The organism is Cytobacillus sp. FSL R5-0377 (genome assembly GCF_038004385.1).
Classification (GTDB): domain Bacteria; phylum Bacillota; class Bacilli; order Bacillales; family Cytobacillaceae; genus Cytobacillus.
This window is the reverse complement of sequence record NZ_JBBORA010000001.1, coordinates 916,120-928,395: the sequence shown is the minus strand read 5'-3', so window position 1 is coordinate 928,395 and position 12,276 is coordinate 916,120. Positions and strand designations below refer to the sequence as shown.

The window sequence follows — 12,276 nt, the reverse complement described above, 5'->3', positions numbered from 1 at the left end:
AATCAACAAAAAATAAAAAACTTTCGCAATTTTTAAGCGAAAGCTTTTTTGAAGGAGGATGTTCTCTATGGCTGTATGATTACCCTTGTGCCATTTGGCACTATGCTTGCCAATTGCAGTACATCCTGGTTATACATGCGTATACAGCCTTTGGAAACAGATTGGCCGATTGAAGAAGGGTTATTGGTTCCGTGAATTCCATAGCCGTATTTAGATAGAGAAAGCCACATGGCCCCATATGGGCCGCCGGGGTCAGGTTCTCTGTTCACAATTACAAACTCTCCAATTGGGGTTAGCGTCAGCATTTTTCCTACTGCAATGGGATAGACTTTTTGCACGGTACCGTTAGATAAAAGAGTTAAGGTTTTTTTGCCTCTTGAAACTATAATTGTATATGGTATGGAATCCGGTTCAGGCAGTCCTGGTATTAAGACTCGCTGGCCAGGATAAATTAGCCCTGGATTAACAATGGCAGGGTTTGCCGCCAATAGCCTGCTTAGAGGGCGGCGGTAATTTTGCGCGATGACAGACATTGTTTCACCAGGCTTTACTATATGGTAAATAGCAACCACCTCATTCTTATAAGGTTTATTAATATATGCATGAGAAAATCATCTTGTAACTTATTGCTTGAATTATGTCCTGAATGCATTAAAAAAGGAAAGCAGCATAATTTGCTTTCCCATTACTTGCTGCTGTCTGATTGCAGGGTAAACACCGTCAGTTCCGGTCTGGACAAAAAGCGGAAGGGCAGTCTGGTTGTCCCAAGCCCTCTGTTTACATAAAGAGTTAAAGGGTTTTGACGGCCAATTTCATAAAAACCTTCATAGTATCTTTCAGCATGAGGAGGTTTAACTAAGGCTCCAAAGAATGGGAGTTTTATTTGGCCGCCATGACTATGGCCGCTCAACTGCAGGTTGATGCTGAAAGCAGAGGCTGCATCTGCTAAATCCGGTGCGTGGGACAATAAAATGTTATATGATGCCTCGTCCATATTTTCGCTGGCCAGCTTTATGTCTGGCCTTCCGAGCATAGCATCATCAATGCCTATAATCCCAATGCTGCTTCCGGAAAATTCGAGTTTGCGATTTTCATTCAGTAAAAGAGTAAATCCTGAATCTTCCATAATAGATTTATAGATATCTGAACCATAGCCCCCGTGATCATGATTCCCATAAATAGCAAATCTGCCAAGCGGTGCCTGAATTCTTTTCAGGATCGGTGCAATCTGGTCTGCCTCCTGATATTTATTTGGTTCATCCATCAGGTCACCTGTAAAGAATACAATATCAGGCTTCAGGCTGTTTATCTTTTCAATCAATTCTTCAAGCTGTTTCAGTTCATACTGAAATCCTAAATGGGTGTCGCTGAATTGGATAATTTTTTTATTATTGAATGCTTGGGGAATTGCACTGTCAGATATTTTGTAGTTTGTGATTTCCAGGAGCCGAGGCTCAATTTCCCGTGAATAATAATAACCGCCTGCACTAATACCACACACAGCAGCAAAAAAGCCGAGAGTTCTTTTTAGAAAAGATCTTCTGGACAATTTTTCCGGCATTGGACATACCAACCTATCTTTAAAAATTTTTACTGGAGTTTGTACGAGAAGAGAAAGAAGGCCTTCTCATTACAGTATCTTTAATACTATCAAACTATCCTATTAAAAAGAAGGAGTAACTATGCTTGTTTTTTATCCTTCATTTTCCTTAAATTGATTTAAGTATTTATTTATAAATAATAATTCGAAAATTCTATATTTAATGGTAAAATATAAATGAATGATCATTCATTTTTTGGAAGGGGAATTAGGATGAAAAATAAAACAGTCATTGTTACTGGCGGTTCCAGCGGCATGGGGAAATTTATGGCAAAGCGTTTTGCTGAAGCCGGTGCGAATGTGGTTATAACAGGCAGAAACGCCGAACGCCTCGAGACAGCCAAAGCTGAAATTGAAACATCAAAGGGACAAGTTTTGACCATTCAAATGGATGTCCGCGAGATTGAACATGTTAAATATATGCTTAAAGGAACGCTTAATACGTTTGGGCAGGTTGACTTCCTTGTCAATAATGCTGCAGGAAACTTCATATGCCCTGCTGAGGAGCTAAGTGCAAATGGCTGGAATTCTGTTATTAATATTGTGTTGAATGGAACCTTTTATTGTTCGAGCGAAGTCGGCAAATACTGGATTGAAAAGGGAATTAAGGGAAGCATAATCAATATGGTAGCTACATATGCATGGGACGCTGGAGCTGGAGTTATACACTCAGCTGCCGCAAAAGCTGGGGTGTTATCCATGACAAGAACATTGGCTGTCGAATGGGGAAGAAAATACGGTATCAGGGTAAATGCTATAGCTCCAGGTCCAATTGAAAGGACGGGAGGGGCAGACCGGCTGTGGGAATCGGAAAAGGCTGCACAAAGGACACTTCAAAGTGTGCCGCTGGGCAGGCTTGGAAAGCCGGAAGAAATTGCAGAATTGGCCTTCTTTCTATTCTCTGAGCATGCAGGTTATATTAATGGAGAGTGCATTACAATGGATGGCGGCCAGTGGCTGAACCAGTTTCCGTTCTAATGAATATAAAAGCCGGCTGAATATTTTCAGCCGGCTGACATAACCTATTGATAACTTACAGCTCTTGACTGCAATGCTTTCCATGAAGAGTTAAATCGCTCTTTTGAAACCTTCACCTGTTTTTTTCCTGAGAGGGGGTCGTTTAGAAAAACATAATGATCATCATATCCTACCAATACGACTGCATGAAGATCCAATGGAGTTTTAATGGTTTTGCCGGAGTGAGTCCACGATTCCCAGCGGTCAGGAAGCCTATAGTCACCTGTCGTCCAGACGACAGCAGGATATCCTTTGGAGACATGCATAAGAACTGCTTCAAAATCTTGGCCGGTTAAATTAACGGCTCTTCCAGGAAGGTATTTATTTACCAATTCTTCAATTGGTTTATCAAAAACTGCGTATCCGGCAGTTCTTCCTGTCATATCGCCTACAAATCCTTCTGCAGGATTACCCCATTTTAAAATATCACCTTTTGAGCGTATCAGCGGATCACTATCTTTTTTTACTTCATTGTATAAAACCATTTTCCCGACTTTGACACCTGCGTGCTGCAGAACCATTGTCAGGCTGGTTACTTCACATCCATACTTCAATTCCGGATTTTGTTTAATTAGTGGAACATCAATGATCACAGATCGTTTTTTTACAGCCGTAGCAGGTTCTGTCGATTGGACTTTTACTTTCGGCTGTTCCTTTTCTGCATTAACTGGTATTTGGGCATTCAGCTCTTTGGAAGTCATATCAGTCTCTTGGACAGGACTGGCCGGTTCTGAATGTCCGCAGCCAAGCAAAGGAATAAGAAGGGATATAAGCATGAAATTCCTCATAAAATACCCTCTTTCTTTTGATGTTCTGATATTAGGTTGTGGAAGACAGCACCGCAATATGCTGCTAAGCTTTTGCCAAACAATCATGTTTTATCAAGACGAGGGACCTATATTTTGAATAGTAAAGGTTTTAAGCAAATATGGTATAATAACTCATTAATCACAGTTTCATTTATATACATAGGGAGGCTAGGACATGGATGCATTGGATATCCTAACAGATTTGGATAATGTATTTCCCTATTTCCAGCCCATATTCAGTGCAGATGAGCATCGTGTCATTGGTTATGAGGTCTTAGGCCGATATAAAGGTACGGATGGGGTCGTCAGTCTTGGTCCATTCTTTCAGGATGAAAATATTCCTGAAGAATTTCGGATTGAGGTTGATTATGAAGTGTTAAAGAAGGCTTTAAGCAAGGCACAGCATCTTGATAAAGATGTTCTAATTTTTATCAATAGAGATGCTGACTTGCTCATGTATAATGATGGGGAACAATTTCTAAACACCCTCCAGGAATATGGAAAAAAAGGCATAAGCCTTGACCGGATTGTATTGGAAATTACCGAAAGGAATTATAAAGGCGATATTGACCATCTGGATCATCTTTTAAATTATTACCGGACATATGGAATCAAGTTAGCAATAGATAAACTTGGAAATGAAAGCAGTCATTTAGATCGGATAGGCCAATTGGCTCCGGACATTTTAAAGGTGGATCTAGAGTCAATGAAATCAAATGCAACTGCTTATAATTTTAATGATATACTCTATTCGTTATCCATGCTTGCCAGGAAAATCGGAGCAAGCATGCTTTTTGAAAATATTGAAATGGTTTACCAGCTTCAGTATGCATGGAAAAATGGCGGACGTTATTATCAGGGATATTATTTGCAAAAACCTGCAGAAAATTTCACTGACAGAGATATTTTAAAGGAAAAATTGCGAATTGAATGCCACCGATTTATTGTGCATGAAAAGAAAAAACTGGAGTCATTGTATCAGGTAACATCTGAGTTCAATGAAAAGCTGATTGATTATGTAAATAAAAACAAAAAGATTACAGTATATGAAGAAACCTTGGAACAGATCGCACTCCTTTTAGAGGGGGCAGCTTTTCGGCTGTATATTTGCGATGAAGACGGATTTCAGAAATCTGCCAATTACTTTAAAAGGGATGGAGGATGGCTTATTCAGAAGGAATATCTGCATAAAAATTGGAGCTGGCGACCGTATTTTCTTGAAAATATTATGAAAATGCGAATAAATAAAAAGGGAATACTCTCTGATTTATATACCGATATAGAGACAGGTGAAACAATAAGGACTTTTTCCTTCCCGCTTAATACTAATGATTACTTATTTGTTGATTTATCATACGATTTTTTATATGAACATGATGGGCTATTATAAGTTGAATTTTTTTGTATAACTATTCTTGATTTGAGGGAATGTAAGTGTAGAACTTTCCTCGAGGAGAGATTAACCATGAGCATGTTCGCATTAATCATATTACTGATTGGACTTGGAATACTTGTATATTCATTAGTTTACACTTTGGTGATTGGTAAAGAACGAAAGGCAGTTAAGGGAAATATCGATGCACAGCTGCCGGAGAATGTTCAAAAGCATACCTATATCAGGAATCCAATTTTTTTGGCATTTGCCATCTTCTTTGGAATCGTTATAGTTATGATTATTTATTTTTCACTTACCTGGACTTGGTAAAGGCCCTCCACTGGAGGGTTTTTTTAATTTTTAAAAACTCATTTTGAACAATTTACAATATTTACATCCAATTTTAATATATGCTTTTCCTTCTGCTGCGTTAATTCTTTGTCAATCCGGGTAGATTCTTAACAAGAAAAGAATTTTCCTGTCAGAATTTAAGGGAATTTAGAGAACGAAAGCTGGCATCAGGATATTTATTTATTGGTAAAATGAAGGGTACAAACTAAGAGATGGATAAAGAAAGGGAGAGTGGAATGTACAAGCATTTATCAGTTATTATTACAATTGCAGTAATGTTCGCATTGATTCCTTCTCAAACTTATGCCGAGAGAAATACTGATAAAGAAGAGGTATACGGGTTCCTGCAAAATGCTTTTCAGGCACAGATGGATCTTAGCGGGGAAGAGCGAAGCATGAACGAAGTAAATGAATTGCTAGACCCCTATTTTTCTGAAGAAGCTAAAAATCAGTTTCTCAAGGAAAACCTTGTTTCAGAAAATGGCAAATATTTTGCCCTTGGATCTGATTCGGCTGCATACTACGTTCCGTATTTTACTTATTCGGACAACACAAAAGTAGTTGAAGAAAGCGGTAATGTCTATGTGTATGAATATTTTCCGGAAAATCATGAGGGGCCTGTAGGCTATGAAAGTCATTATGAAGGTGTCATGCTTACGAAGTATGGGGAGGAAATAAAAGTCGCCAAATTCATGGGAGAAATTCCTGAGAAAATAATAAAGAAAGCTGAGGGCAAGCAAGAAGCGGCAGAACGAACCGCATTTAAAGCACCTGAAGCAAATTGGCTAAATACTCCTTCCTATCAATTTGGATTCCTGTTGAATCCATTTGAAGCCATGTTTCGTTCAGGAAGCATGCTCATAACTGACAGCCAAGGTATAAATGCTTTATTTGAAAAGAAGGAGCTGCATGGACAGCTGGCAGCCAATTAAAAGAGCTTAAAAGCTAAAAGGGCTTTTAAGCTCTTTTTTTATTTCATTCCTATCGCGGATATTAGTTTTTCCAGGTCAAATCCCCTAATGACAGTCTCCCCGATAACAACAGTGGGTGTAGAAAAGGATTTATACTTCCTGGTCAGCTCTTTATGTGCCTCCGCGTCTTTTTTTATATCTTTTATTGTAAAAGCATATCCATTCTCATTCAAAAACATCTTTGTAATTTCACAGGGCGGACAATCCGGCTGTGTATATAAAACAATCTCTTTCAATATTCGATCCTCCCGGCTTTTTGTATTCTATCTTAATGCAGGATGATCGAGCAGGCAATCAGTTTGCTTTATGCAGGTAATCAATCAAACCCATTGAGCAAACAGCGATATCGACAGCAAGAACCTCATATACAGGATGGTCAAGCGGAATGCCTTTACCCTTTAAATAACCTTTAACTTTTTCTTCAAGCAGTGCTTGTGCAGCCTGTGTCTGCTGACCCGTAGAGCCCCCACTGGAAAAGGCTGTTTCACCGGCATTCATGAATATCTTAAGCCAATCTTTGATTTGCCTGTAGACTTCTTTTGGGTTTGAACTCATGCCATAATGCCCAAAGAAAATAAATTCAAGGTTCATTTTTTCGTACATCTCAATGGATTTAAACATTTTGAATGGGTTAAATTGATTTGGTGAAGTTGAGGGCAAATATAATTCAATCCCATGTTCTTTTAGCCGCGGATAACATACACCCGCAGTATCTCCTGTAAACATTCCATTTAATGCAGGATGAAAAATACTGAAATGGTGATTCGCATGTCCGGGCGAATCATAAAATTTCAGCGTGCAATTTGGACCAATTTCAAGCTCTTCTTCATGCTCTTTTATAATAATTTTATCCTCGGGAACAGGAAGTATGGGATTAAACAATTCATCGAATTGATCTCCATAAACAGCTTTTGCACCGGTGATTAACCGTGAAGGGTCTGCTAAGTGCCTTGCACCTTTCGGGTGGACAATAACCTTTGCGTTTGGACAATGGGTTAATAATAAGCCTGCGCCGCCTGCATGATCAAGATGAATGTGTGTCACAATGATATACTCAATTTCCTCCGGAGTAATGTGAAGCTGTTTAAGGCCATCTAATAAATAGGGGATGGAGGGGCTGGCAGAGGTCTCAATTAGGGTCAGCTTTTCTTCTTTTAAGACATATGTACCGGTACGTTTTTCCATTGAGAGGTCAAAGTCATCAATTAAATATAGATTTTTCGCCAATTTTTCAGGTTTTGCCAAAAAAAATCACATCCTTTACAAAGCTTTTGCTTGTACAAATACCTGACAATATTTTATTCTGTTAATATTGGTATGTAAAGCAGTAAGCTTGAATATTCTGAATTTATTTCTTTAGGATAGAAACATGCCAAAAGAGAAACCTAAATGTGAATTATGGGTTTTGTTTTGGAAAGGAGAGAGAGCATGTCACAGCTTCAAGGTATATTAACACGCTTAAAAAGCTTACAGGAACAAGCAACAGGCGGAGAGCCGATGCAAAGATTTTTTGAGGTGAATGGTGAAAGGAAATGCCAGGTAACTTTTCATCCAAAAAATGAAACATTTGAATTGGAAGTATATAACGATAAAGAAAAGCCAAAAAGATATCAATTTGACAACATTGATATGATCACAATCGAAATTTTCGATTTGATTCAATAATTCAACACATACATAAGGGGCCTTTTTGGGCCTCTTTTCTTATTGCTGCTTAAAAAAATATTTTTCCCCGAGGTGAAAAATGGATTATCTGCTCACAATTTTGCTGTTCTTCACTGTTCTTCTTTTGCTTGCAGATGTAATCAATACAAAAAAAGAAGTAATCCGGATAAGGAAAACTCTTGAAGAAATGAAAGAAATTTTAAAAGATAACCGGGACTTGAAAAAATAGCCTTGAGAACAATAAATAGTATAAGACCCTACAATCACGAGGTGAAGCAGAATGATGCCAACTGTAATATGTCCGAGCTGCAAGAAGGAAAAAGAAATTGATGCTGTTTTAACTGCACAATCAAATCAAAATGTTATTTTTCACTGTCCTTACTGCAGCTATGAAGTTAAAGACATTCAAACCAGCAAAGGTTAATAGGCGCAAATTACCGGAGACTATGATAAAATGGTTAAGAAGCATAACTAATTTTTGAGGAGTTTTCGGTGATGATCAGTCTCCATAGCGAGGAATTTTTAGAATTTAATATCAGTGATTTCATGATTCCTTCTGAACGGGTAGCTCATGTACAAGTCGGCAACAACCTGGAGCATGCCCTCTTAGTACTAACGAAAAGCGGATATACAGCAATTCCTGTACTCGACCCGCAATATAAGCTGCAGGGCTTAATCAGCACACCTATTATCATGGATTCCATTCTTGGTCTTGAGCGGATTGAGTTTGAGCAGCTGGAGAAAAAAAGGGTTGAAGAAGCTATGAACACAAATATTCCACGGCTTGATGCTGCATCTTCTATACAGCAATCGATCGCGCTATTAGTTGACCATCCATTTGTTTGTGTTGAAAACAAGGAAGGCTACTTTGAGGGAATACTGACTCGCAGATCAGTATTAGATCAGCTAAATAAACATATCAGACGATTAAATAAACGATAGAAATCAGCTCCCCGCAGTGGGAGCTTGCTTTATTTTTCAATGGTGAGAATACAGGCGGTTTTATTGCCGTCATTTGCATGCGTTATTCATGTTTTTAATCATGGAGGGGAAACACTTGAGTCAAACTTTACATAAAAAAATGCCTCAAGGAAAGAGGAAAGTGACCAAAAAGCCATTTGTACTGGCTGCAGTAATGCTTGCCATGTTCATGGGGGCCATTGAGGCAACCATTGTATCAACTGCGATGCCTGCCATTGTTGGTGATTTAGGCGGATTTGCTTTATATAGCTGGGTCTTTTCAGCATACCTGTTGATGAATGCTGTAACTGTTTTGATTTACGGTAAGCTTTCAGACTTATTTGGGCGAAAGCCCGTTTTGACGTTTGGTATTATCATATTTTTAATTGGTTCCATCTTATGCGGCTTTGCTGAATCAATGACAGCGCTGATTATTTTTCGGTTAATCCAGGGTTTTGGTGCGGGTGCAGTAATGCCGATTGCCACAACCATTGTCGGGGATATTTACACAAAAGAGGAAAGGGCCCAGGTGCAGGGCTATTTATCAAGCGTTTGGGGAATTTCAGCTATTATGGGCCCGGCAATAGGGGGTCTTCTTGTTGAATTCGTCAGCTGGAGATATGTTTTTTGGGTTAACATTCCGCTTGGCATCCTGGCTATTGCAGGCTTGTGGCTTTTCCTCCATGAAAATGTGGAAAGGAAAAAGCATCAGATCGATTATGCAGGAGCTGTGCTATTAACGGTTTCCATTTCTTCTCTAATGGTTGTGCTTGTAGAGGGAGGAACAAATTGGGCCTGGAATTCCATTGAAGCAATCAGCCTTTTAGCAGTCAGCGTAATAGCCTTTTTCTTGTTTATCCTGCAGGAACAAAAAGCTGCAGAGCCAATGATGCCTTTTAATATATGGAAGGAGAAGCCGATATTAATTGCCAATTTGGCTTCATTAACAACCGGTGTAATGCTGATTGGAATTTCCAGTTTTCTTCCGGCATTTGTGCAGGGCGTCATGGAGAAATCTCCAATAGTAGCAGGCTTTACACTTACCACAATGTCGATTGGATGGCCGATAGCTTCTGCAGCGGCTGGGAAGCTGCTTTTGAAAATTGGTTTTAGAAGTACATCTGTAATAGGCGGAGTATTTTTGATTGCAGGCAGTATTATGTTTGTTACACTCACTCCTGAAGCGGGGCCAGTATGGGCAGCGGCAGGGAGCTTTTTGGTCGGGGCCGGTATGGGCTTGACCACTACAGCTTTTATTGTATCCATTCAGAGTACTGTGGAATGGAATCAAAGGGGAATTGCCACGGCAGCCAATATGTTTATGAGAAACCTTGGAAACACTATAGGAGCTGCCTTACTGGGAGGAATTCTGAACAGCCAGATTAAATCATATATACAGCAAAATGGCGAAGGCATAGATGACAGTTTATCTTTAGATTCCGCAAATGTACTTTTAAATGAAGAAGCCAGAAACAGCATGGATACTGGAATAAAGGAGATTCTGCAAAATGGTCTTACCGTTTCACTTCATTCTGTGTATTATGCAGTGCTGATATTTGCAGTGATAAGCTTCTTATTAGTTATCTCACTGCCAAAGCATGAAAAAGAAACAGCCGATTAAGCACTCCCTGAAATCTCTGCATTTAACGTGCAGGGATTTTTATATTTCTCCTCCAGAACATTATTGATGATAAAGAAATTCAAAAGTGTTTAAGATATACTATAAGAAAAAGTTATGAAGGGAAATGTTTATGTCTTCACTTACAGAATTTCATCTTTTATCAGTACTGGCACAGGAAATGAATATGAGGAAAGCCGCTGAGCGTTTATTTGTATCGCAGCCGGCTCTTTCACAGCGCCTTGTGAATATTGAAAAAGAATGGGGTAACAAGCTGTTCCTCCGCTCCCAAAAGGGTTTGTCAATGACTCCTGCGGGAGAAATTGTTATACAATTTGTCAATGAAGTGCTGGCAAAGGAAGAAAAAGTCAGGGAGTCAATTACTGCCCTGAATTCGGAGGTTCATGGCACATTAAAAATAGCAGTTGCCTCTATTGTCGGACAAAATTGGCTCCCTCAGGTTCTTAAAAAGTTTGTCAGCCGCTACCCCCAGGCCAAAATTTCTCTGATCACCGGATGGAGCAGTGAAATATTAAAATCTCTCTATGATGATCAGGTGCATATTGGAATTATCAGAGGTACTCCGGATTGGAAGGGAATTAAAATTCCTTTATTTAAGGATAGCCTTTATCTGGTTGATACAGAGATTACTAAACCTGAGCAGGTTCTTGAAACAGATCGGCCTTTTATTCAATTTAAAAGCGATTCCAACTATTATCAGGAAATTCAGGACTGGTGGCTGCGGCAATTCAAAACATCGCCAAAAAGAACAATAGTAGTTGACCAAATAGAAACATGCAAGCAAATGACTTTCAATGGAATAGGATACGCCATTCTCCCGGCCATTACACTCAATGGTGCTGAGAAAAATATTTTTAAGATCCCGCTCCTCGATGAAAATAATATGCCGATTAAGCGTGATACATGGCTGCTCGGATACGAATCTGCCTTCCAGCTCAAGCAGGTGCAGGCATTTGTTGAGTTAATAAAGGAGCATATAGAAGAAGAAAGACAATGATACTCCACTAGCAATCTATTTTCTTTTCAGACATTTATTTTTCTTGTTTTCAGCGCTTTTGTTTGTTAAAGTAATGCTAGTTGCAAAGTTATACATAGAGGAGGATTTTTAATATGAAAATGATGGATGCCAATGAGATTATTTCTTTTATCCAAAACAGCACAAAATCCACACCTGTAAAGGTTTATATTAAAGGTGATTTAGAAGAGATCAACTTCGGATCCTCAGCAAAGGTCTTTTTAAATGGCAGCACCGGGGTTGTGTTTGGTGAATGGACAGAAATTAGCCAGGCTATTGAAGAAAACCAGTCAAAAATAGAAGATTATGTGGTTGAAAATGACCGCAGAAACTCAGCGATTCCATTGCTTGATATGAAAAATATTAAAGCGCGCATTGAGCCGGGTGCCATCATCCGTGATCAGGTAGAAATCGGAGATAACGCAGTAATCATGATGGGTGCCTCCATTAATATCGGATCAGTAATAGGAGAAGGCACAATGATTGACATGAATGTTGTCCTTGGCGGAAGAGCTACAGTCGGAAAGAATTGCCATATTGGAGCGGGAACTGTATTGGCTGGCGTTATTGAGCCTCCTTCTGCTAAACCTGTGGTTGTAGAAGATGATGTAGTAATCGGAGCCAATGCTGTGGTTCTGGAAGGTGTAACTGTTGGTAAGGGAGCTGTAGTTGCTGCAGGCGCGATTGTTATTGATGATGTGCCTCCATATACAGTGGTAGCAGGAACACCAGCCCGTGTTATTAAGGAGATTGATGAAAAGACTAAGTCCAAAACAGAAATTAAGCAGGAGCTTCGCCAATTATAAGAGTTTAGAAAGCGTGGATCGCGATCCGCGCTTTTTCTAAAGGGATAAATCTCTGGTTATCCATTTCT

Annotated in this window: 16 protein-coding genes; 11 read left to right on the top strand and 5 right to left on the bottom strand. The window is 39.3% G+C overall.

What is annotated here, in order from left to right:
* Positions 1-65 precede the first annotated feature (65 nt).
* On the bottom strand, positions 66-563 hold the full coding sequence (locus NSQ49_RS04560) for a L,D-transpeptidase family protein (RefSeq protein WP_159862747.1): 498 nt from the start codon (positions 561-563) through the stop codon (positions 66-68).
* 122 nt (positions 564-685) lie between these two features.
* Positions 686-1,561, bottom strand: a complete 876-nt coding sequence (locus NSQ49_RS04555; RefSeq protein WP_251283161.1) for a metallophosphoesterase — start codon at positions 1,559-1,561, stop codon at positions 686-688.
* Between the two features lie 252 nt (positions 1,562-1,813).
* Here NSQ49_RS04555 and fadH point away from each other — a divergent pair, with 252 nt between their 5' ends.
* Positions 1,814-2,578: a 2,4-dienoyl-CoA reductase gene (gene fadH, locus NSQ49_RS04550; protein WP_159862486.1), complete on the top strand. Its 765-nt coding sequence runs from the start codon at positions 1,814-1,816 to the stop codon at positions 2,576-2,578.
* A gap of 44 nt (positions 2,579-2,622) precedes the next feature.
* Here fadH and NSQ49_RS04545 read toward each other — a convergent pair whose 3' ends face one another.
* Positions 2,623-3,405: a C39 family peptidase gene (locus tag NSQ49_RS04545; protein WP_251283162.1), complete on the bottom strand. Its 783-nt coding sequence runs from the start codon at positions 3,403-3,405 to the stop codon at positions 2,623-2,625.
* A 196-nt stretch (positions 3,406-3,601) separates the two neighbouring features.
* Here NSQ49_RS04545 and NSQ49_RS04540 point away from each other — a divergent pair, with 196 nt between their 5' ends.
* From NSQ49_RS04540 to NSQ49_RS04530, 3 genes are all read left to right on the top strand, one after another.
* Positions 3,602-4,816, top strand: a complete 1,215-nt coding sequence (locus tag NSQ49_RS04540) for an EAL domain-containing protein (RefSeq protein ID WP_251283163.1) — start codon at positions 3,602-3,604, stop codon at positions 4,814-4,816.
* 75 nt (positions 4,817-4,891) lie between these two features.
* Complete coding sequence (locus tag NSQ49_RS04535; protein WP_251283164.1) at positions 4,892-5,131, top strand: hypothetical protein; 240 nt, start codon at positions 4,892-4,894, stop codon at positions 5,129-5,131.
* 257 nt (positions 5,132-5,388) lie between these two features.
* On the top strand, positions 5,389-6,084 hold the full coding sequence (locus NSQ49_RS04530; protein ID WP_251283165.1) for a DUF3993 domain-containing protein: 696 nt from the start codon (positions 5,389-5,391) through the stop codon (positions 6,082-6,084).
* Positions 6,085-6,122: 38 nt separating this feature from the next.
* Here NSQ49_RS04530 and NSQ49_RS04525 read toward each other — a convergent pair whose 3' ends face one another.
* Together NSQ49_RS04525 and NSQ49_RS04520 are read right to left on the bottom strand one after the other, a co-directional pair.
* Positions 6,123-6,359, bottom strand: a complete 237-nt coding sequence (locus tag NSQ49_RS04525) for a glutaredoxin family protein (RefSeq protein ID WP_251283166.1) — start codon at positions 6,357-6,359, stop codon at positions 6,123-6,125.
* Positions 6,360-6,417: 58 nt separating this feature from the next.
* A complete protein-coding gene (locus tag NSQ49_RS04520; protein WP_251283167.1) occupies positions 6,418-7,368 on the bottom strand; it encodes an MBL fold metallo-hydrolase in 951 nt (316 codons plus the stop codon).
* Between the two features lie 183 nt (positions 7,369-7,551).
* Here NSQ49_RS04520 and NSQ49_RS04515 point away from each other — a divergent pair, with 183 nt between their 5' ends.
* From NSQ49_RS04515 to dapD, 7 genes are all read left to right on the top strand, one after another.
* Positions 7,552-7,788 carry a YkuJ family protein gene (locus NSQ49_RS04515; protein WP_035328567.1) on the top strand — a complete coding sequence of 79 codons (237 nt, stop codon included), beginning with the start codon at positions 7,552-7,554 and terminating at the stop codon, positions 7,786-7,788.
* Positions 7,789-7,867: 79 nt separating this feature from the next.
* Positions 7,868-8,017 carry a hypothetical protein gene (locus NSQ49_RS04510; protein WP_159862493.1) on the top strand — a complete coding sequence of 50 codons (150 nt, stop codon included), beginning with the start codon at positions 7,868-7,870 and terminating at the stop codon, positions 8,015-8,017.
* A 51-nt stretch (positions 8,018-8,068) separates the two neighbouring features.
* Complete coding sequence (locus NSQ49_RS04505; RefSeq protein ID WP_201306473.1) at positions 8,069-8,212, top strand: hypothetical protein; 144 nt, start codon at positions 8,069-8,071, stop codon at positions 8,210-8,212.
* A 71-nt stretch (positions 8,213-8,283) separates the two neighbouring features.
* The gene (gene cbpB / locus NSQ49_RS04500) at positions 8,284-8,730 is read left to right on the top strand and encodes a cyclic-di-AMP-binding protein CbpB (RefSeq protein ID WP_251283168.1); all 447 of its coding nucleotides are present in this window, start codon (positions 8,284-8,286) and stop codon (positions 8,728-8,730) included.
* 139 nt (positions 8,731-8,869) lie between these two features.
* Positions 8,870-10,369: an MDR family MFS transporter gene (locus NSQ49_RS04495; protein WP_159862748.1), complete on the top strand. Its 1,500-nt coding sequence runs from the start codon at positions 8,870-8,872 to the stop codon at positions 10,367-10,369.
* Between the two features lie 130 nt (positions 10,370-10,499).
* Positions 10,500-11,384, top strand: coding sequence for a LysR family transcriptional regulator (locus NSQ49_RS04490; protein WP_159862495.1), 885 nt, complete (start codon positions 10,500-10,502; stop codon positions 11,382-11,384).
* 113 nt (positions 11,385-11,497) lie between these two features.
* On the top strand, positions 11,498-12,208 hold the full coding sequence (gene dapD, locus NSQ49_RS04485) for a 2,3,4,5-tetrahydropyridine-2,6-dicarboxylate N-acetyltransferase (protein ID WP_159862496.1): 711 nt from the start codon (positions 11,498-11,500) through the stop codon (positions 12,206-12,208).
* Positions 12,209-12,276 lie beyond the last annotated feature (68 nt).

Bases quoted from the DNA above. Each gene is read 5' to 3' on its own strand.
- NSQ49_RS04555 (WP_251283161.1), bottom strand. From the start codon at position 1,561: ATGCCGGAAAAATTGTCCAGAAGATCTTTTCTAAAAAGAACTCTCGGC.
- fadH (WP_159862486.1), top strand. From the start codon at position 1,814: ATGAAAAATAAAACAGTCATTGTTACTGGCGGTTCCAGCGGCATGGGG.
- NSQ49_RS04545 (WP_251283162.1), bottom strand. From the start codon at position 3,405: ATGAGGAATTTCATGCTTATATCCCTTCTTATTCCTTTGCTTGGCTGC.
- NSQ49_RS04540 (WP_251283163.1), top strand. From the start codon at position 3,602: ATGGATGCATTGGATATCCTAACAGATTTGGATAATGTATTTCCCTAT.
- NSQ49_RS04535 (WP_251283164.1), top strand. From the start codon at position 4,892: ATGAGCATGTTCGCATTAATCATATTACTGATTGGACTTGGAATACTT.
- NSQ49_RS04530 (WP_251283165.1), top strand. From the start codon at position 5,389: ATGTACAAGCATTTATCAGTTATTATTACAATTGCAGTAATGTTCGCA.
- NSQ49_RS04515 (WP_035328567.1), top strand. From the start codon at position 7,552: ATGTCACAGCTTCAAGGTATATTAACACGCTTAAAAAGCTTACAGGAA.
- NSQ49_RS04510 (WP_159862493.1), top strand. From the start codon at position 7,868: ATGGATTATCTGCTCACAATTTTGCTGTTCTTCACTGTTCTTCTTTTG.
- NSQ49_RS04505 (WP_201306473.1), top strand. From the start codon at position 8,069: ATGATGCCAACTGTAATATGTCCGAGCTGCAAGAAGGAAAAAGAAATT.
- cbpB (WP_251283168.1), top strand. From the start codon at position 8,284: ATGATCAGTCTCCATAGCGAGGAATTTTTAGAATTTAATATCAGTGAT.
- NSQ49_RS04495 (WP_159862748.1), top strand. From the start codon at position 8,870: ATGCCTCAAGGAAAGAGGAAAGTGACCAAAAAGCCATTTGTACTGGCT.
- NSQ49_RS04490 (WP_159862495.1), top strand. From the start codon at position 10,500: ATGTCTTCACTTACAGAATTTCATCTTTTATCAGTACTGGCACAGGAA.
- dapD (WP_159862496.1), top strand. From the start codon at position 11,498: ATGAAAATGATGGATGCCAATGAGATTATTTCTTTTATCCAAAACAGC.